Annotated in this window: 17 protein-coding genes; 7 read left to right on the forward strand and 10 right to left on the reverse strand. The window is 72.8% G+C overall.

The features are described 5' to 3' along the window. Nucleotides 1-1,120 (reverse strand): endo-1,4-beta-xylanase (locus tag HTZ82_RS20315; RefSeq protein WP_254711999.1); only part of this gene is annotated, 1,120 nt, incomplete at its 3' end. A 122-nt stretch (nucleotides 1,121-1,242) separates the two neighbouring features. Between HTZ82_RS20315 and HTZ82_RS20320 the strand changes: the two genes are divergently transcribed. Next, nucleotides 1,243-2,316, forward strand: a complete 1,074-nt coding sequence (locus HTZ82_RS20320) for a LacI family DNA-binding transcriptional regulator (RefSeq protein WP_217624379.1) — start codon at nucleotides 1,243-1,245, stop codon at nucleotides 2,314-2,316. 32 nt (nucleotides 2,317-2,348) lie between these two features. Here the strand turns inward: HTZ82_RS20320 and HTZ82_RS20325 are convergent, their stop codons facing one another. Genes HTZ82_RS20325 through HTZ82_RS20335 form a run of 3 tightly spaced genes read right to left on the reverse strand, consistent with a single transcriptional unit; the run spans nucleotide 2,349 to nucleotide 5,458 of the window. Next, nucleotides 2,349-3,185, reverse strand: a complete 837-nt coding sequence (locus tag HTZ82_RS20325; protein WP_175410857.1) for a carbohydrate ABC transporter permease — start codon at nucleotides 3,183-3,185, stop codon at nucleotides 2,349-2,351. After that, on the reverse strand, nucleotides 3,182-4,150 hold the full coding sequence (locus HTZ82_RS20330) for a carbohydrate ABC transporter permease (RefSeq protein WP_175410858.1): 969 nt from the start codon (nucleotides 4,148-4,150) through the stop codon (nucleotides 3,182-3,184). The genes HTZ82_RS20325 and HTZ82_RS20330 overlap by 4 nt, the downstream gene beginning before the upstream one ends. A 6-nt stretch (nucleotides 4,151-4,156) precedes the next feature. Then, the gene (locus tag HTZ82_RS20335) at nucleotides 4,157-5,458 is read right to left on the reverse strand and encodes an extracellular solute-binding protein (RefSeq protein ID WP_175410859.1); all 1,302 of its coding nucleotides are present in this window, start codon (nucleotides 5,456-5,458) and stop codon (nucleotides 4,157-4,159) included. Nucleotides 5,459-5,684: 226 nt separating this feature from the next. Between HTZ82_RS20335 and HTZ82_RS20340 the strand changes: the two genes are divergently transcribed. Then, nucleotides 5,685-8,015: a glycoside hydrolase family 3 N-terminal domain-containing protein gene (locus HTZ82_RS20340; RefSeq protein WP_175410860.1), complete on the forward strand. Its 2,331-nt coding sequence runs from the start codon at nucleotides 5,685-5,687 to the stop codon at nucleotides 8,013-8,015. Between the two features lie 5 nt (nucleotides 8,016-8,020). Here the strand turns inward: HTZ82_RS20340 and HTZ82_RS20345 are convergent, their stop codons facing one another. After that, nucleotides 8,021-8,440, reverse strand: coding sequence for a hypothetical protein (locus tag HTZ82_RS20345; RefSeq protein WP_175410861.1), 420 nt, complete (start codon nucleotides 8,438-8,440; stop codon nucleotides 8,021-8,023). After that, nucleotides 8,434-8,943 carry an ATP-binding protein gene (locus tag HTZ82_RS20350; RefSeq protein ID WP_375540839.1) on the reverse strand — a complete coding sequence of 170 codons (510 nt, stop codon included), beginning with the start codon at nucleotides 8,941-8,943 and terminating at the stop codon, nucleotides 8,434-8,436. The genes HTZ82_RS20345 and HTZ82_RS20350 overlap by 7 nt, the downstream gene beginning before the upstream one ends. Nucleotides 8,944-9,162: 219 nt before the next feature. Between HTZ82_RS20350 and HTZ82_RS20355 the strand changes: the two genes are divergently transcribed. The 3 genes from HTZ82_RS20355 to HTZ82_RS20365 all read left to right on the forward strand — a co-directional run bounded on the left by HTZ82_RS20355 (nucleotide 9,163) and on the right by HTZ82_RS20365 (nucleotide 11,188). Further along, entirely contained in the window at nucleotides 9,163-10,029 is an 867-nt protein-coding gene (locus tag HTZ82_RS20355; protein WP_175410863.1) for a helix-turn-helix transcriptional regulator, read from the forward strand. Next, the gene (locus tag HTZ82_RS20360; RefSeq protein WP_175410864.1) at nucleotides 10,030-10,275 is read left to right on the forward strand and encodes a DUF397 domain-containing protein; all 246 of its coding nucleotides are present in this window, start codon (nucleotides 10,030-10,032) and stop codon (nucleotides 10,273-10,275) included. Between the two features lie 82 nt (nucleotides 10,276-10,357). Then, nucleotides 10,358-11,188 (forward strand): SAM-dependent methyltransferase, encoded by an 831-nt coding sequence (locus HTZ82_RS20365; RefSeq protein ID WP_175410865.1) that lies wholly within the window; start codon nucleotides 10,358-10,360, stop codon nucleotides 11,186-11,188. A gap of 72 nt (nucleotides 11,189-11,260) precedes the next feature. Here HTZ82_RS20365 and HTZ82_RS20370 read toward each other — a convergent pair whose 3' ends face one another. Further along, entirely contained in the window at nucleotides 11,261-12,607 is a 1,347-nt protein-coding gene (locus tag HTZ82_RS20370) for a 6-phospho-beta-glucosidase (protein ID WP_175410866.1), read from the reverse strand. A gap of 48 nt (nucleotides 12,608-12,655) precedes the next feature. Then, a complete protein-coding gene (locus HTZ82_RS20375) occupies nucleotides 12,656-14,455 on the reverse strand; it encodes an FAD-dependent oxidoreductase (protein ID WP_175410867.1) in 1,800 nt (599 codons plus the stop codon). Nucleotides 14,456-14,596: 141 nt separating this feature from the next. Here HTZ82_RS20375 and HTZ82_RS20380 point away from each other — a divergent pair, with 141 nt between their 5' ends. Beyond that, a complete protein-coding gene (locus HTZ82_RS20380; RefSeq protein ID WP_175410868.1) occupies nucleotides 14,597-15,037 on the forward strand; it encodes a YchJ family protein in 441 nt (146 codons plus the stop codon). 13 nt (nucleotides 15,038-15,050) lie between these two features. Here HTZ82_RS20380 and HTZ82_RS20385 read toward each other — a convergent pair whose 3' ends face one another. Then, the gene (locus tag HTZ82_RS20385; protein WP_175410869.1) at nucleotides 15,051-15,311 is read right to left on the reverse strand and encodes a hypothetical protein; all 261 of its coding nucleotides are present in this window, start codon (nucleotides 15,309-15,311) and stop codon (nucleotides 15,051-15,053) included. A 169-nt stretch (nucleotides 15,312-15,480) separates the two neighbouring features. Here HTZ82_RS20385 and HTZ82_RS20390 point away from each other — a divergent pair, with 169 nt between their 5' ends. Then, complete coding sequence (locus HTZ82_RS20390; RefSeq protein ID WP_175410870.1) at nucleotides 15,481-15,678, forward strand: hypothetical protein; 198 nt, start codon at nucleotides 15,481-15,483, stop codon at nucleotides 15,676-15,678. A 112-nt stretch (nucleotides 15,679-15,790) separates the two neighbouring features. Here HTZ82_RS20390 and HTZ82_RS20395 read toward each other — a convergent pair whose 3' ends face one another. Beyond that, nucleotides 15,791-16,852, reverse strand: coding sequence for an ATP-dependent DNA ligase (locus HTZ82_RS20395; protein ID WP_175410871.1), 1,062 nt, complete (start codon nucleotides 16,850-16,852; stop codon nucleotides 15,791-15,793). Between the last annotated feature and the right edge of the window lie 36 nt (nucleotides 16,853-16,888).

A 16,888-nucleotide genomic window follows, 5' to 3' on the forward strand; every position in this document is an offset into this window, starting at 1 on the left:
CGGCGTACGTCACCGCGCAGCCGCTCACCGGCCCGGGCCCCGGCCCGGGCCCCGGCCCGGGGCCGGTGTCGCCGCTCCAGCCGAGCGCCTCCGCGATGCCGTAGTACGCCGGCTTGGGCCGGTAGTTCTCGTCGTACGGGGTGGCGGCGCCCTCGCCGGGGAAGAAATCCGGGATCCACGAGTCGGAGTCCGTGAACCCCCACACGGTGACGCCCGCGCAGCGGGACACCGCGACGCACGCCTGCGTGACCGCCTTGTAGTCGGCCTTCTGCTGTCGCAGCCGCTGCTCCGTCGCCGGGACGGGCATCCGGATGTCGAGTTCCGTGATCGCCACGTCCACGCCGAGGTCCGCGAAGCGCTGGATGTTCGCCTGGAGCGTAGACGGCACCTGACCGACGATCAGATGGGCCTGGAGGCCGACGCCGTCGATCGGCACGCCCTGTGCCTTGAGCTGCCTGACCAGGTCGTACATGCCGTTGCTCTTCGCGTTGATCCCCTCGACGTTGTAGTCGTTGAGGTACAGCTTCGCCGCCGGGTCTGCGGCGCGGGCGGCGCGGAACGCGTCCGCGATGTAGCCGTCGCCGATGGTCCGCTGGAACACCGACTGGCGGCGCGTGCCGTCCTCGTTGAACGCCTCGTTGACGACGTCCCAGTGGTCGATCCGGCCCTTGTAGCGGCCGGCCTCGGTGGCGATGTGGTCGGTCATGACCGTGCGCAGGCTCCCGGCCGTCCAGGATCCGTTCTCCACCCAGGACGGCAGCTGGCTGTGCCAGACGAGCGTGTGGCCGCGCACCTTCTGGCCGTTGGCCTCGGCGAAGTCCACCACGGCGTCCGCACCGGACCAGCGGAAGTCGCCCCGTACCGGCTCGACCGAACCCCACTTCATCTCGTTGCCCGGCGTGATTGAGTCGAACTGCCCGGCGGTCACGGCGGCGTACGTGCCCGTCAGCTTGGACGCGGTCACGGCCGTGCCGTAGTAGATGCCCTGTGCCGCCGCCAGGTCCTTCAGGATGGGGTCGGCCGCCTCGGCGGCGGCATGGCCCGGGGCGGCCGCGCCGACCGTGAGCAGCGCTGCGGCCGACATACCGAACACGGCTCTGCGTAAGCTCTGGAGCTTCATGGACGTCCCTCTCATGATGACTTCCGGTCCCTTCCGGTTTTCCGGAAGACTGCTGCAAAGTTTCGAGAGTGCGTCCGGAACGGTAGAGGCGCGCGGGTCAACCGTCAACGGAGGTGGGGGAATTGGCAGAGAACAAGGCGGCCGGGGCCGCGAAGGGAAAGGTCACCATCACGGACATCGCCCGGGAGGCGGGGGTGTCCGTACCGACCGTCTCCCGGGTCGTCAACGGAAGGTCCGACGTGTCACCCTCCACCCGCGCCCGGGTGGAGGACCTGCTGCGGACCCACGGCTACCGCCGCCGCGCGACCGCGCCCGGCGACCGCGCCGCCCTCCTCGACCTCGTCTTCAACGACCTCGACAGCCCCTGGGCCGTCGAGGTCATCCGGGGCGTCGAGGAGGTCGCGCACGCGGCCGGCATGGGCACCGTCGTCTCCGCCATCCACGGCCGCAGCGGCGACGCCCGCCAGTGGATGCGCAACCTCCGGGCCCGCGCGTCCGGCGGCGTCATCCTCGTCACGTCCGTGCTCGAACCCGTGCTCCACGAGGAACTGCGCCGCCTCGGCGTGCCCCTCGTCGTCGTCGACCCGGCCGGGTCACCCGCCCTCGACGCGCCCACCGTCGGCGCCACCAACTGGGCGGGCGGCCTCGCCGCCACCGAGCACCTGCTGCACCTCGGCCACCGCAGGATCGGCTTCGTCGCCGGACCGCCCCGGCTGCTGTGCTCCCGTGCCCGCCTCGACGGCTACCGCGCCGCCCTGGAGAGCGCCGGCGTCACCGTCGACGAAAACCTCGTCGTGCCCGGCGACTTCTACCACGCGTCCGGATTCACCGGCTGCAACACCCTCATGGACCTCGAAGACCCGCCGACCGCCGTGTTCGCGGCCAGCGACCAGATGGCCCTGGGCGCCATCGAGGCGCTGCGTCTGCGCGGCCTGCGCGTCCCCGAGGACATGAGCGTCGTCGGTTTCGACGACCTTCCGGAAGTCCGCTGGTCGTCGCCGCCGCTGACCACCGTCCGCCAGCCGCTCGTCGAAATGGGCAAGACCGCGGTCCGTACGGTGCTGAGGCTCGCCGGCGAGGAGGAACTGGACGCGCCACGCGTGGAACTGGCGACGGAACTCGTCGTCCGTGCCAGCACCGCCGCACCCGCACCGCCCGGAAAGACGCAGGTCACGGGACCGCTCGGGCCGCTCTGACGCGCCAGGGCGCGGGCGGCGGCGCGTGAGCGTCAGCCCTTGGTGGCGCCGGCCGTGATACCGCCCACGAGCTGGCGCTCCGCCACCGAGTAGAACGCCAGGGCCGGCACCATCGCCAGCACCAGATAGGCGCAGACCCGCGCGGTGTCGGCGGCGTACTGCCCCTGGAACTGCTGGACGCCGACGGGCAGCGTCCACCAGCCTGGGTCGCTGAACACCAGCAGGGGCAGGAAGAAGTTGTTCCAGCTGCCGACCACCGCCAGCACCGACACCGTGCCCAGCGCCGGCCGCGCCATCGGCAGCAGGATCCGCCAGAAGAACCCGAAGGGCCCGCACCCGTCGAGCGTCGCCGCCTCCTCCAGCTCACCGGGGATCGCCCGGAAGAAACCGCGCAGGATCACGATCGTCATGGGCAGCCCGAACGCCGCCTGCGGCAGGATCACCCCCAGCGGGTTGTCCAGCAGCCCCATCGACCGCAGCAGCAGGAACAGCGGCAGCACCGCCACCGCGAACGGGAACATCAGCCCCATCGTGAACAGCGTGAACAGCACCTCACGCCCACGGAACGCGAACCGCGCGAAGGAGAACGCCGCCAGCGCCGACACCGCCACCACGACCACCGTCGAACCGGCCGCGATCAGCGTGCTGTTGGCGACCAGCCGCCAGAAACCCGACGAGCCCAGCACCCCGCCGTAGTTCTCCGCCACCCACGGCGACGGAAGCCCCACCGGGTTGCGGGACAGCTGGTCCGTCGACTTGAACCCGGACAGCACCGCGTACAGCAGCGGCACGGCCATCACCGCACCGACCGCCACCAGCACCACGTGCAGCGACAGCGCCCGCGCCGCCCCGGACCGTCCGCGCCTCATCGCCCGCCACCACCCCTCATCGTCGTCGTGGCCCCCGCCAGGTCCCGGCGCAGCACGAAACGCTGGTAGGCGACGGCGAAGACCAGGCTGATCGCGAACATCACGACACTGATCGCGGAGGCGTAGCCCACCTGGTAGCGCTTGAAGCCGTACTGGAACATCGTCACGGCCATCGTCTCGGACGCGTGCACGGGGCCGCCCGCCGTCGTCACCCACACCAGGTCGAACAGCTGGATGGAGCCGATCACGGACAGGAACACACTGATCCGCAGCGTCGGCCCCAGCAGCGGCAGCGTGATGCGGCGGAACCGCTGCCACGGCCCCGCCCCGTCGATCAGCGCCGCCTCCGTCAGCTCCGCCGGCACGGACTGCAGCGCCGCCAGGTACAGCATCATGTGGAAGCCGAAGTACTTCCACACCATCACCAGGAACAGGGTGGCGAGGACCGTGGACCGGTCGGAGAACCAGCCGCCGCCCAGGCCCTCCAGACCGACCGCGCCGAGCAGCGCGTCCGCGAGCCCGTCACCCGGCGCGAAGATCATCGAGAACAGCACACCGGTGATCACCTCGGACAGCACGTACGGCGCGAAGAACAGCATCCGGTAGACGGCGCGGCCGCGCAGCCGCTGGTTCAGGAGCACCGCCATCGCCAGCGCGAACGGCAGCTGCACCGCGAGCGACAGCACCACCAGGACCAGGCACCGCCACAAGTCCCCTAGGAACACCGGGTCCTGGAACAACCGCACGAAATTGTCGGTGCCGACGTAGTCCGACGGCCGGCCGAAGCCGCCCCACCGGAACACCGACGTGTACAGCGCGAAAAGTATCGGCAGCAGCACCAGAAGCCCGAACAGGACCAGGGCGGGCAGCTGGAACGAGACGGCGGTCAGCCAGCGCACCGCCGACCGCCGCCGCCGGCCCGCGCGCCGCGTCCGCGCGTCGACGGGTGTCGGTATCGAGGTCATCGCGGCCTACTGCTCTCTCGCGACCCGCGTGACCGCCTCCGTGACCTGCTCGGGCGTGGCCTCGCCCGCGATCAGCTCGGCCACACTGTCGTTGACCTGCTGCCCGACGGCCGGCGCGTACGCCTGGTCCAGGTACAGCTGGAAACCCGTCGCGCCGGACAGCGCCTGCGACACGGCCTTCAGGTTCGCGTCCTTGAGCGCGTCCGCCGCCTCCTTCACGACCGGCACCACGCCCGTCTCGGCTACGAGCCTGCGGTGCGAGTCCGCCGAAGTGAAGAACTCCAGGAAGTCCAGGGCCGCTTGCGGCGCACCCGCCCGGACGGCGTGCCCGCCGCCCCCGCCGAACACCTCCGTACGGGCGCCCCGCCCGCCCTCAACCTCGGGGAACGGGAAGAACCCCAGGTCACCGCCCAGCCCCTGGCCCGCGTCGTTCTGCACGGACGGCGCCCACTGGCCCATCAGCTCCATGGCCGCCTTGCCGTTGCCGACGGTCGCCGCCTGCCCGCCGGGCGTCGAGTAGCCCGCGCCCAGGAAGCCCCGCTGGAACGGCTCCAGGGCGACCAGTTCCTTGAGCCGCCGCCCCGCGTCCACGAACGCCGCGTCCCCGAAGTCCTTCTTGTCCGACGCCTCCTGGAGCGCGGACGCGCCCGCCGTACGCATCGCCAGGTACGCCCAGTAGTACATGCCCGGCCACTTCTCCTTGCCGGCCAGCGCCAGCGGCGTGACCCCGGACGTCTTCAGCCGCCGCACCGCGTCGAGGAACCCGGACCAGGTCGCGGGCGGCGCGCCGATGCCCGCCTTCGCGAAGAGCGCCTTGTTGTACCAGAACCCCACCATGCCGATGTCGAACGGGATCCCGTACGCCTTGCCCTGCACGGCGTACGGCTCCGTCGACACCGGCAGCAGCGAGCCCGTCCAGGCGGCGGTACGGTCCGTCAGGTCTCCGACGAGCCCCGCGTCGACCTGCTGGCGCAGCACCCCGCCGCCCCACGTGTGGAACACGTCCGGGAGCTTTCCGGACGCGGTGAGCGCCGTCAGCTTCGCCTTGTACGCCTCGTTCTCCAGGGTCACGACCTTGAGGCGGACGGACGGGTTCTTCGCCTCGAACGCCCTGGCCAGATCGGCCCACACACCCTTGGCGGGCTGCGTCGTCGTGATGTTCCACCACTCCACGACCGTCCGGCCCTCGGCGTCGGTGGTGCCGGATCCGGACCCGCTGCCGCCGCAGGCGCCCAGCGTGGTCATACCGAGACCGGCACCGGCCGACGCGGCCAGGAAGCGGCGGCGGGACAGAGCAGGGTCGCCCATCAGGAGCTCCTCGCACTGGAAGTTTTCTGAAACTCTCCGGAAACGCGCTGCTGCCGCACCCTAGGGACGCCCCGCACGGCCTGGCAACCCCTCGCACACCACCACTTCACCGCCAACTCGCTGTGCCACAGGCCGCATTGACACCTGCTCTGGAGGGCCGTAGCTTCCGTCCGGCCGACCGAGAATTTTCTGAACTCTTCCGGAACGACACGGAGCAAGGAGTTCCATGGCTCACCCCTGGCAGGACACGACGCTGCCCGCCCGAGACCGCGCGGCCGCACTGCTGGCCCGCATGACCCTCGACGAGAAGATCGCCCAGCTCCACAGCGTCTGGCCCGGCTCCACGGCGGACGGCGGAGACGACGTCGCCCCGCTCCAGCACGAGCTGTCCGACGACATCGACCTCGACGCGCTCCTCCCGTACGGCCTCGGGCAGCTCACCCGCCCGTTCGGCACCGCCCCCGTCGAACCCGCCGAGGGCGCGGCCCACCTCGCCGCCCTCCAGAAACGCGTCGCCGCCGCCAACCGCTTCGGCGTGCCCGCCGTCGCCCACGAGGAGTGCCTCACCGGCTTCACCGCCTGGCGGGCCACCGTCTTCCCCACGCCCCTCGCCTGGGGCGCCACCTTCGACCCCGCTCTCGTCCACGACATGGCCGCCGGAATCGGCGCGAGCCTCGCCGCGGCCGGCGTCCACCAGGGACTCGCGCCCGTCCTCGACGTCACCCGCGACCCCCGCTGGGGCCGCACCGAGGAGACCATCGGGGAGGACCCGTACCTCGTCGCCACCCTCGGCACCGCCTACGTCCAGGGCCTCCAGTCCGCCGGCGTCGTCGCCACGCTCAAGCACTTCGCCGGCTACGCCGCCTCACGCGGCGCCCGCAACCACGCCCCCGCGTCCCTCGGCCCCCGCGAACTCGCCGACACCGTGCTGCCGCCCTTCGAAATGGCCGTACGCGACGGCGGAGCCCGCTCCGTCATGGCCGCCTACCACGACATCGACGGCCTGCCCGCCCACGCCCACCACCCGCTGCTCACCACTCTCCTCCGCGACACCTGGGGCTTCGACGGCACGGTCGTCGCGGACTACTTCGGCGTGTCGTTCCTCGAACTCGCCCACCGCGTCACCACGTCCCCCGCCGAGTCCGCCGCCCTCGCCCTCGCCGCCGGCGTGGACGTCGAACTGCCCGCCGTACGCTGCTACGGCACGCCCCTGCGCGACGCGGTCCGCGCCGGAACCGTCCCCGAGGAGCACATCGACCGGGCCGCCCTGCGCGTCCTCACCCAGAAGTGTGAACTCGGGCTCCTCGACGCCGACTGGGCACCCCCCGCGCCCCCGCCCGCCCTCGACCTGGACCCGCCGGAGCTCCGCGCCCTGGCGCGCCGCGCCGCCGAGGAGTCCGTCGTCGTCCTGGCCGACGGCGCGGGCGTGCTCCCGCTCCGCCTTCCCGCAGGCGGACGGATCGCCGTGGTCGGTCCTCTCGCGGACGACCCGGCCGGCATGCTCGGCTGCTACAGCTTCCCGCGCCACGTCGGCGTCGAGCACCCGGAGCTGCCGCTCGGCGTCACCGTCCCGACGCTCCTCGCGTCCCTGCGGGCCGAGCTCCCGGGCACCGAGTTCGTCACGGACCCCGCCGACGCCGACCTGTGCGTCGCCGTCGTCGGCGACCGCTCGGGGCTCTTCGGGCGCGGCACGTCCGGCGAGGGCTGCGACGCCCCCGACCTGCGCCTCCCGGACGGCCAGGGCGACCTCCTCGACACCCTCGTCGAGGGACCCGCGCCCGTCGTGCTCGTCCTCCTCACCGGCCGCCCCTACGCGCTGGGCCGCTGGGCCGACCGGCTCGCGGCGGTCGTCCAGGCGTTCTTCCCCGGCCAGGAGGGAGGCCCCGCCGTCGCCGGTGTCCTCACCGGCCGCGTCGAACCGTCCGGCCGCCTCCCGGTGAGCGTGCCCCGCGACCCGGGCGGCCAGCCCTGGACGTACCTGGCACCGCCGCTCGGCCACCGCAGCGGGGCCAGCTCACTGGACCCGACGCCCCTGTACCCGTTCGGCCACGGACTGTCGTACACGACGTTCACCTGGGAACCCGCCCCTGCCTCGGCCGCCCCCGCCTCGGCCGCCCCCGCCCCGGCCGATCCCGTCCCGGCCGGCGGCACACCAGCCGTGCTCCGCACGGACGGCGAGACGGCCGTCGCCGTCACGGTCCGCAACACCGGCACCCGCCCCGGCACCGAGGTCGTGCAGCTCTACCTGGACGCCCCGGCCGGCCCGTACACCCGCCCGGTCGCCCGGCTCGTCGGCTACGCGCGCGTGCCGCTCGCCCCGGGCGCGGCCGCCGACGTCCGGTTCACCGTCCCGGCCGACGTCACCGCCCACGTACGCCCCGACGGGACGCGCCGCGTCGAGCCGGGCCCGGCCGAACTGCGGTTCGGCGCGTCCAGCACCGACATCCGCCACACCGTGCCGCTCACCCTCACCGGCCCGCCCCGCACGGTCGGCCACGACCGCCGGATGCGCTGCGAGGCCACCGTGACGGCCCGTACGCCGCCCGCCGCCCCGTGACGCGGTCAGAGGCGGGAGCCCACCCCGGGGACCGTCCACGCCGGGGCGGTACCGGTGAGCTGGCAGACCATCAGGTACAGCGGGATCGGCGGCGTGTACGGCGAGGTGCAGCCCGGCCGGTGGATCAGCCGCGGCCGCCGGTCGGGGACGTACCCGCCGGGCGCGTAGCAGGCGGGCAGCGGCCAGCGCAGATCCGCGTCCGAGCCGGCCGGGACCAGCCACCACCACCAGTCGGGGTCCGCGTACACGCAGCCGTTGCCGGGCAGCCTGGCCAGCAGCCGTGAGCCGTGCCGCGCCGGCACGCCCACCGCGTCGCAGCCCAGCGTGGCGGCCAGATGCGGCGGCGGGGCAAGCTGGACCTCGCCCAGTGCCCCGTCCCGTGGGGTCCGCGTCGCCGACAGCAGCGTGACCATCGACCTCAGCATGGTTCCGCCACGTCGTGGACCAGCTCCGCCCACACGACACGCCCGGCGCCGTACCGCGCGTCATGGGCGCCCCACGCGCTGCACAGGCTGTCGACGATCAGCAGTCCCCGGCCGCACTCCGCGGCGTCGTCCGGGCGTCGCGACACCCGCGCCGGCCGGCCCTCGTCGTGCACGGCGATCCGCAGCAGTTCGCCGCGGTCGCGGAGTTCGCAGACCACATAGCCGCTGGCGGTGTGCACGACGGCGTTCGTGAACAGCTCCGACACGACCAGTTCCGCCGCGTCCCTGGCCTCGCTCGCGATGCCCCACAGCAGCAGCCGTGCCGTGACCAGATGCCGCGCCCGGGCCACCGTCTCGGGCCGCGCCGGCAGCTCGAACGCGAACCGCCGAAGATCATGCGCCGGGTGCTGTCGTGGCTGCTGCTGTCGTGGCTGCCGCCGAGAGATCGCGGCGTCCGGTCGCGGCGCTATGAGCTGGGGTGTGAGCGCATTACCAGGTGCCACGACCGATTCCTCACATGGGGGCGCGGCCTCACCACGCCGCATCTTCCCGGGGCGCAGCGCGCAGCAGCCGCGTGAACAGGTTCACGAACTGGTTCACCGGAATACTTTCCTCCCGTCGCGGACACTTGGCAAGTGGCACTCTGAAAATTTCAGAGTGCTGTGTTCTCTCTGGCCGTCCCATGGCACACTCGACCAAAACAGCGCGTGGGGAGGTCTGAAGTGAGCGAGCCGCGGTCCGCCCCCACCGTCGGGCAGGTCGTCCTCGGCAGACGTCTGCAGGATCTGCGGGAAGGGGCGGGTCTCAAGCGGGAGGAGGCCGCGAAGGTCCTCCGCGTGGCCCCGGCCACGATCCGCAGGATGGAGACCGCGGAGGTCGCGCTGAAGATCCCGTACGTCCAGCTGCTCCTGCAGGCGTACGGAGTCGACGGCGACGAGGCCGACGGCTTCGTCCAGCTCGCCGAGGACGCCAACAAGCCCGGCTGGTGGCAGCGCTTCCACGACGTCCTGCCCGGCTGGTTCAGCATGTACGTCAGCCTGGAGGGCGCGGCCGCGCTCATCCGCGCCTACGAACCGCACTTCGTGCCCGGACTGCTCCAGACGAAGGACTACGCGGCGGCCGTCCTGCGTGCCGGAGCCGTCGGCCAGGTCAAGCAGGACGACATCGAGCGCCATGTCGCCCTGCGCATGGAGCGCCAGGCGCTGCTCACCCGGCCCGACCCGCCCAAGTTCTGGGTGATCATGGACGAGACGGTGCTGCACCGCCGCCCCCCGGGCAGCGGCCCCGCCCTCATGCGGGCGCAGGTCGACCGGCTGCTCGAAGCCGCCGAACTGCCCCATGTCACCCTGCAGATCGCGGAGTTCGCGACGGGGCACCACCCCGGCACGTACGGCCCCTTCGTGCTCTTCCGGTTCGCCATGCCCGAGCTTCCGGACATGGTCTACAGCGAGTACCTGACCGGCGCGGTCTACCTCGACGCGCGCACCGAGGTGGCCTCCCACCTCGAGGTCATGGACCGCATGGCGGCGCAGGCCGCCACCGCACACCGTACGAAGGACATCCTCCGGGCTTTCCGCAAGGAGCTGTGAATGGACCGCATATACAACGGCATGCCGGCCGCCGACCTCGGCGCCGAGGGGTGGCACAAGCCGTGGAGCGGCGGCAACGGCGGCAACTGCTTCGAGGCCATGAAGCTGGCCGACGGCAGGGTCGCGGTACGCCAGTCCGCCGACCCGGACGGCCCCGCCCTGATCTATACGCCCGGCGAGATCGCCGCCTTCATCGAAGGCGCGAAGTCCGGCCAGGCCGACTTCCTGCTCACCCCGGCCCGCTGAGCCGGCCCACCGGAGTTCCGACCGTGCACCACCCCCGCCCGTTACCCCTGTCCGCACCGACCCGAGACCACGGGAGCGCCAGATGACCGGTACCCACGCCGCACAGCCCGACGAGCGGCCCGCCGTCGTGATCGACACCAGCAAGCCGCATCCCGCCCGGATGTACGACTGGTTCCTGGGCGGCAAGGACAACTACCCGGTCGACGAGGAGATGGCCCGCCAGCTCCTCACCATCGACGCCCGCGGCCGCGACATGGCCCGCGTCAACCGGGCCTTCATGCACCGGGCGATCCGCTGGCTCGGCTCGGAGGCCGGCGTCCGCCAGTACCTGGACATCGGCACGGGCATCCCGACGGAGCCCAACCTGCACCAGATCGCCCAGCAGGTCGCCGCCGACGCCCGGATCGTGTACTGCGACAACGACCCGATCGTCCTCGCCCACGCCGAGGCGCTGCTGCGCTCCACGCCGGAGGGCGCCACCTCGTACATCCAGGCCGACGCCCGCGACCCGCAGCTCATCCTGGAACGCGCCGGGGACGTCCTGGACTTCAGCCGGCCCGTGGCGCTGTCGCTGCTCGCGCTGCTGCACTTCGTCGACGACGAGGACGGCGCGTACGAGCTGGTGGGGCGGCTCGTCGACGAGCTGGCGCCCGGCAGCTACCTGGTGCTGTCGCAGGTCACCGGCGACTTCGACCCGGAGGGCGCCGCGAAGGCGCGGGCCGTGTACCAGGGGCGCGGACTCACGCTGCGGCCGCGCACACGCGACGAGTTCGCGAAGTTCTTCGACGGCCTGGAACTGGTCGAGCCGGGTGTCTCGCTGACCGCCGAGTGGCGGCCCGAGCTGGGCGAGGCCGTCCCCGTCGCAGGGGACGACCCCATCCCGGGCTACGCCGCCGTCGCCCGGAAGCCCTGACGGTCTGTCAGAGATGTCTGGGGCGTCAGGGACGTCACGGGTGTCAGGGCCTCGCGGCGGCCGGGCGCGGGGTCATCGCGACAGGTAGGCCAGCTCCCGGTGCTCCGCCGTGTACGCGTCGAGCAGTCGCCGCGCCACGGCCACCGAGTCGACCAGCGGGTGCAGCGCGAACGCCTTCACGGCCGTCTCGCGCGACCCGCTCTCCGCCGCCGCGAGTACCTCGCGCTCCACCGCCTTGACCGCCGCGACCAGCCCCACCGCGTGGTACGGCAGCGGTGACACGGCCACCGGGTGCGCCCCGTCCGCGTTGACGTGGCACGGCACCTCGACCACCGCGTCCGCGTCCAGGACGGGCAGCGTCGAACCGTTGCGGACGTTCAGGATCAGCGTGGCCCGCTGGTTGCGCGCGATGGCCCGCATCAGGGCCAGCGCCACCTGCTCGTAGCCGCCCGGTTCCAGGTCCTCGTCGGCGCGGCCCTCGCTGTCGCCGACCGCCGTACGGTTGGCCGCCATGTACGTCGCCTCGCGGTCGGCGAGCGTGCGCAGCCACGCGTCCAGTGCCTTCACGCCGGGGCGGGCCGCCTCCTCGTAGAACCCGGCCTGCTGGTCCCGCAGATACGCGCCGCGCGTCCGCACCGCGTCCCGGTACGCCCGCACGGTCTCGCGCCCGAAGTAGTAGTAGTGCAGGTACTCGTTGGGCACCGCCCCCAGGGACCGCAGCCACTCCGCCCCGAACAGCCTGCCCTCCTCGAACGAGCCCAGCAGCTCGGTGTCCGCCATCAGCCGCGGCAGCAGGTCGTGGCCGCCGACCCGCAGCCCCTGCAGCCAGCCGAGGTGGTTCAGGCCCGCGTAGTCGACCCAGGCGTCGGCCGGGTCGACGCCCAGCACCCGCGCCACGCGCCGGCCGAGCCCGACGGGCGAGTCGCAGATGCCGATGACCCGCTCGCCGAGCACCCGCGCCATCGCCTCGGTCACCAGGCCCGCCGGGTTGGTGAAGTTGATGACCCAGGCGTCGGGGGCGACCGCCGCCACACGCCGCGCGATGTCCATGGCCACCGGGACCGTGCGCAGCCCGTACGCGATGCCGCCCGCGCCCACCGTCTCCTGACCCACCACACCCTCGGCCAGGGCGATCCGCTCGTCGGCCGCCCGGCCCGCGAGGCCGCCGACCCGGAGCGCCGAGAACACGAAGTCCGCGCCGCGCAGCGCCTCGTCGAGGTCCGTGGTCACGGTCAGCGACGGCGCGTCCGGCACGGCCTCCGCCTGATCGGCCAGCACCCGGGCGATCGCCCGCAGCCGGTCCGCCTCCACATCGTGCAGCACCACGTCGGTGACCCGGCCCTCGGCGCGGTCCGCCAGCAGGGCCCGGTACACCAGCGGCACGCGGAACCCGCCACCGCCCAGGATCGTCAGCCTCATACCCGTACGCTACTGCGGAAGATCGGCGCCGGGCGGCCGCCCGTTCTCTCAGCCCAGGTCGAGCGCGTTCGGCAGGCCCATCCGGTAGCGGAACAGATCGTGCCGCTTCAGCGCCTCGATCTCCGGCGCCCGGAACAGCGGCCGCACCGTACAGCGCGGCGCGTCCGACCCGGCCCGGTCGAGCAGCGCGTTCACCGCCTGGCGCGCCGCCGCGTTGGCGCCCTCCATGGTGGCCAGATCGATGTCCACGGCCACGTAGTCACCCGCGAGGAACAGGTTCGGGACGCGGGTCGCCGCCCGCGGCCGGTCGTGGAACGTGCCCACCGGGTGGATCAGCAGCTCGTCCTCGTTGGTCGGGTGCGGTGTGCCGAGCCCGTCGACGCCCGGGTCCAGGAACCACGAGTGCAGCGCGCCGTCCTTCAGCGCCGTGTGCCCCGTGTCGTTGAGAGCCGCCTTGAGCTGCGCCCACACCTCCCGTGCGACCTGCTCGCGCGTGCACTGCTTGGCGGTCCTCCCGTAGAGGATGCCGGGCCGGTCCCACTCCGAGATGTCCACGGACAGGCAGTCCACGACGGCCCCGTCCCCGTAGTCGGCGGCGAAGTCCCGCCCCGTCCAGTGGTGCGCCTGGGCGATGGCGGTCAGCGCCCACGGCGAGTCCACGCAGTTGACGTGGCCGCGCACGAGCGGCGGCGGCTCGGTCAGATAGAACTGGATGCCCGTCATCCAGTCCGTACGGAGCCGGTCGCACCGCGCCAGCTGCGGGTCGGCCGCCCGCAGCGCGGGCCCCCAGGTCCGGCGGGCGTGCTCGACGGGCAGCGCGCAGACGTAGTGGTCGGCGGTCACGCCGTGCCGTGCGCCGCCCGGGTCGTCGACGACGGCGGCGGTGATCCGCCCGTCCCCGTACGTCAGCTCGCGCAGCGTCCAGCCGACCTTGAACTCCACGCCCAGGGCGCGCAGATGCGCCACCCACGGGTCGATCCATGCCTCGTTGGTGGGCGCGTTGAGTATCCGGTCCGGCGGGCCGTCGGCGCCGCGGCCCAGCGCGTTGAAGACGAACGCCTCGCCGAGCGTGCCGACGGTGCGGGTGCTGGCCTCCTCGGCCTTGGTGGCGACGATGTTGCGGGTGACGCCGATGGCGAGGATCCGCTGGTAGTCCACCGACATCCGGGCGGCCCGGGTGAACTCCCACCAGGGCGTGTGCTCCCACTGCCCGTCGCGGCGCTCGGCGCAGCTGGTGAGGAAGACCAGGGCGCGGTTGACGAAGTACGCCGTCTCGTGGAGGGGCAGGTTGACCGCTGTTTCGAGCAGTGCGGTGAGGGCGCGGCGCAGCTCGTCGAGGGTGAGCCGCTCGGGCCGGTGGCCCGGCCACGGGATCGGGAAGCGGAGGTCCTCGCGCCCGGTGCGGGCGAACATCATCTCGCCGGGCGCGACGAGGTTGTCGTGGACGCCGTTCGGGTTCCCGGGGAACGGGATGCGGCGCATCGTGTCCGGGAGGTTGTGGTAGATGCCGGGGATGAACCGGAAGCCGTGCTCGGCGGGCAGCGGCCGGCGCCCGCCGCGCGCACTGCCGGGCACGTCCATGCTGCGGGCCTTGCCGCCCAGGGCCCGCCGCTCGTACACGGTGACGCGGAATCCGCGCTCGGCCAGTTCGTGCGCGGCGGTCAGCCCGGCGACGCCGCCGCCGAGTACGGCCACGGACGGCGGCGGCGCTCCCGTGGCGGTGGTTGCGGTGGCGGCGGTGGTTGCGGTGGCGGCCACGGCGGCCGGGGCCGGCCCGACGACCCCCGCCCCGGTGACGGCGGTGGCGCCCGCCACGAATGTGCGACGCGTCGTACCCGTACGGTCCATGCCCACCCCTTTACCGGCGGTAACTGTCACGTCCGGCGCAGGAGGATAGGGCGGCCCCGCACGACCCGGAAGTACCGTGCGGCGCCCGCCGCACAATGGCCGGATCCGGTGCCCGCAGCGGCGCGGGGGAGAATGACCTTCATGTCCCGACGCAAGCCCCGTCCCCAGAAGCCCGCGCCGGCCGCCTCCGTCACCGTCCGGGCGGACAGCCCCTGCCCGTGCGGGCTCCCCGCCGCGTACGCCGCGTGCTGCGGCCGCTTCCACGCGGGCGCCGCGACCGCGCCCACCGCCGAGCTGCTGATGCGCTCCCGCTACAGCGCCTTCGTCGTGCGCGACGAGCCGTACCTGCTCCGCACCTGGGCCCCGGCGACCCGCCCGCGCACGCTGGATCTCGACCCGGACACGCGCTGGACGGGCCTGGAGATCCACGACACCACGGACGGCACCCTGTTCCACACCACCGGCACGGTCACCTTCACCGCCCGCTACACCCACCGGGGCGAGCCCGGCGCGCTGCGTGAACGCAGCCGCTTCGAGAAGACGGACGGTCAGTGGTCCTACGTGGACGGCACGTTCGACTAGCCGGGCGGAGGCCTCAGCGGATGCCGCCGCCCGGGCGGAGGATCAGCCCCGGGTTGTACGCCGCGAGCACCTTGTTCGCACGGGCCAGCGCCCCCAGGGCGTGCTCGCGGTCGGCCTGGTCCTCGGCGCACATCGGGCCACGGAACCGCTGGACCTCGCGGGCCGCGCACTCGGCGTCGACCTCCGCCTGCAGGACGCCCAGCGGCATGCAGGACCCGATCAGTACGGCGACGCGGTCGGGGATCGGGACGGGGATGAGACGCGACACGGTCACGTGAGGTCCTTTGCTGCTGTCTGCTTGTGGCAGGCGTCCGGCGGTGCTGGGTACCCCTCCATGGTGACGGCTCCCGGGTGGTGGTTCGTCCCCGGGTCCGTATCCGTCCTGCAACCGTCCGGCGTTTCCGGTCGCGCCGGGGGTACCCGCGAGGGCGGAGGTGATCGCCATGCCCGAGCCCGGCAGCAAGAAGTACGACATCCACCGCGCCCGCACGCGGAAGAACATCGAGGACCAGGGCGCGGCGTCCGACAAGGGGGCCAACGAGGAGGCGAACGCGAAGCTCCAGGAGAGTCCCGAATGGCGCTCGCGCGGTCCGCGCACCGAGCGGGGCCGCGGCCCGAAGGGGGAGCGCCGGGGCGAGTAAGGGGGCGGTCGCCGATCACGGTTTCCGATGCGCGCCGAAACTTTCGGCGCGCATCGGAAACCGTGATCGGCGTGTGACGCGGTGGCTCGGGGCAGGGCGCGTGAGGCGGTGCTCAGCCCGACAGCACCTCGTCCAGGTCGTACGAGACCGGCTCCTCCAGCTGCGCGTAGCCGCAGCTCTCCGGCGTACGGTCCGGACGCCAGCGGCGGAACTGGGCCGTGTGCCGGAAGCGGTCGCCCTCCATGTGGTCGTAGGCGACCTCGCACACCCGTTCCGGCCGCAGCGCCACCCATGACAGGTCCTTCTTCGCGGACCAGCGGCTCTGCGCCCCCGGGAGGCGGGCGCCCTCATGCGCTGCGGCGTCCGCCCAGGACGCCCAGGGATGGCCGGTCGGCGGGTCCATGACCAGCGGCTCCAGCTCCTCGACCAGCTCTTCGCGGCGCCGCGCCGAGAACGCCGCACACACGCCCACGTGCTGGAGGGCGCCCTTGTCGTCGTACAGGCCCAGCAGCAGGGAGCCGACGACGGGGCCGCTCTTGTGGAAGCGGTAGCCGGCCACGACGACATCGGCGGTCCGCTCGTGCTTGATCTTGTACATGAGCCGGGCGTCCGGCCGGTAGGGCAGGTCGAGGGGCTTGGCGATCACCCCGTCGAGCCCCGCGCCCTCGTACTGCTCGAACCACTGCTCCGCGACCTCGGTGTCGGTCGTGGCGGGTGCCAGGTGCACCGGGGCGGCCGAGCCGGACAGGGCGCGCTCCAGCGCCGTGCGCCGCTCGGTCAGCGGCGTGTCCAGCAGCGACTCGTCGCCCAGCGCCAGCAGGTCGAAGGCGATGAACCGGGCGGGCGTCCGCTCGGCCAGCGTCCGGACCCGTGAATCGGCCGGATGGATGCGCTCGGTGAGCCGGTCGAAGTCCAGACGCCCACCGTGGACGATCACGATCTCCCCGTCGACGACGCACCGTTCCGGAAGCCGCTCCCGCAGCGCGTCGGCCAGTTCCGGAAAGTACCGGGTCAGCGGCTTCCCGGTACGGCTGCCGATCACCACGTCGTCACCGTCACGGTGCAAGATGGCCCGGAAGCCGTCCCACTTCGCCTCGTACTGCATCCCCGGCGGGATCTTCTTGACGCTCTTGGCCAGCATCGGCTTCACGGGCGGCATCACCGGCAGATCCATGGGTTGATTCTGCCTTATGCACTGATTTTCCGATAT

Origin of the sequence: Streptomyces sp. TRM64462, assembly GCF_013362995.1 — a bacterium.
GTDB lineage: Bacteria > Actinomycetota > Actinomycetes > Streptomycetales > Streptomycetaceae > Streptomyces.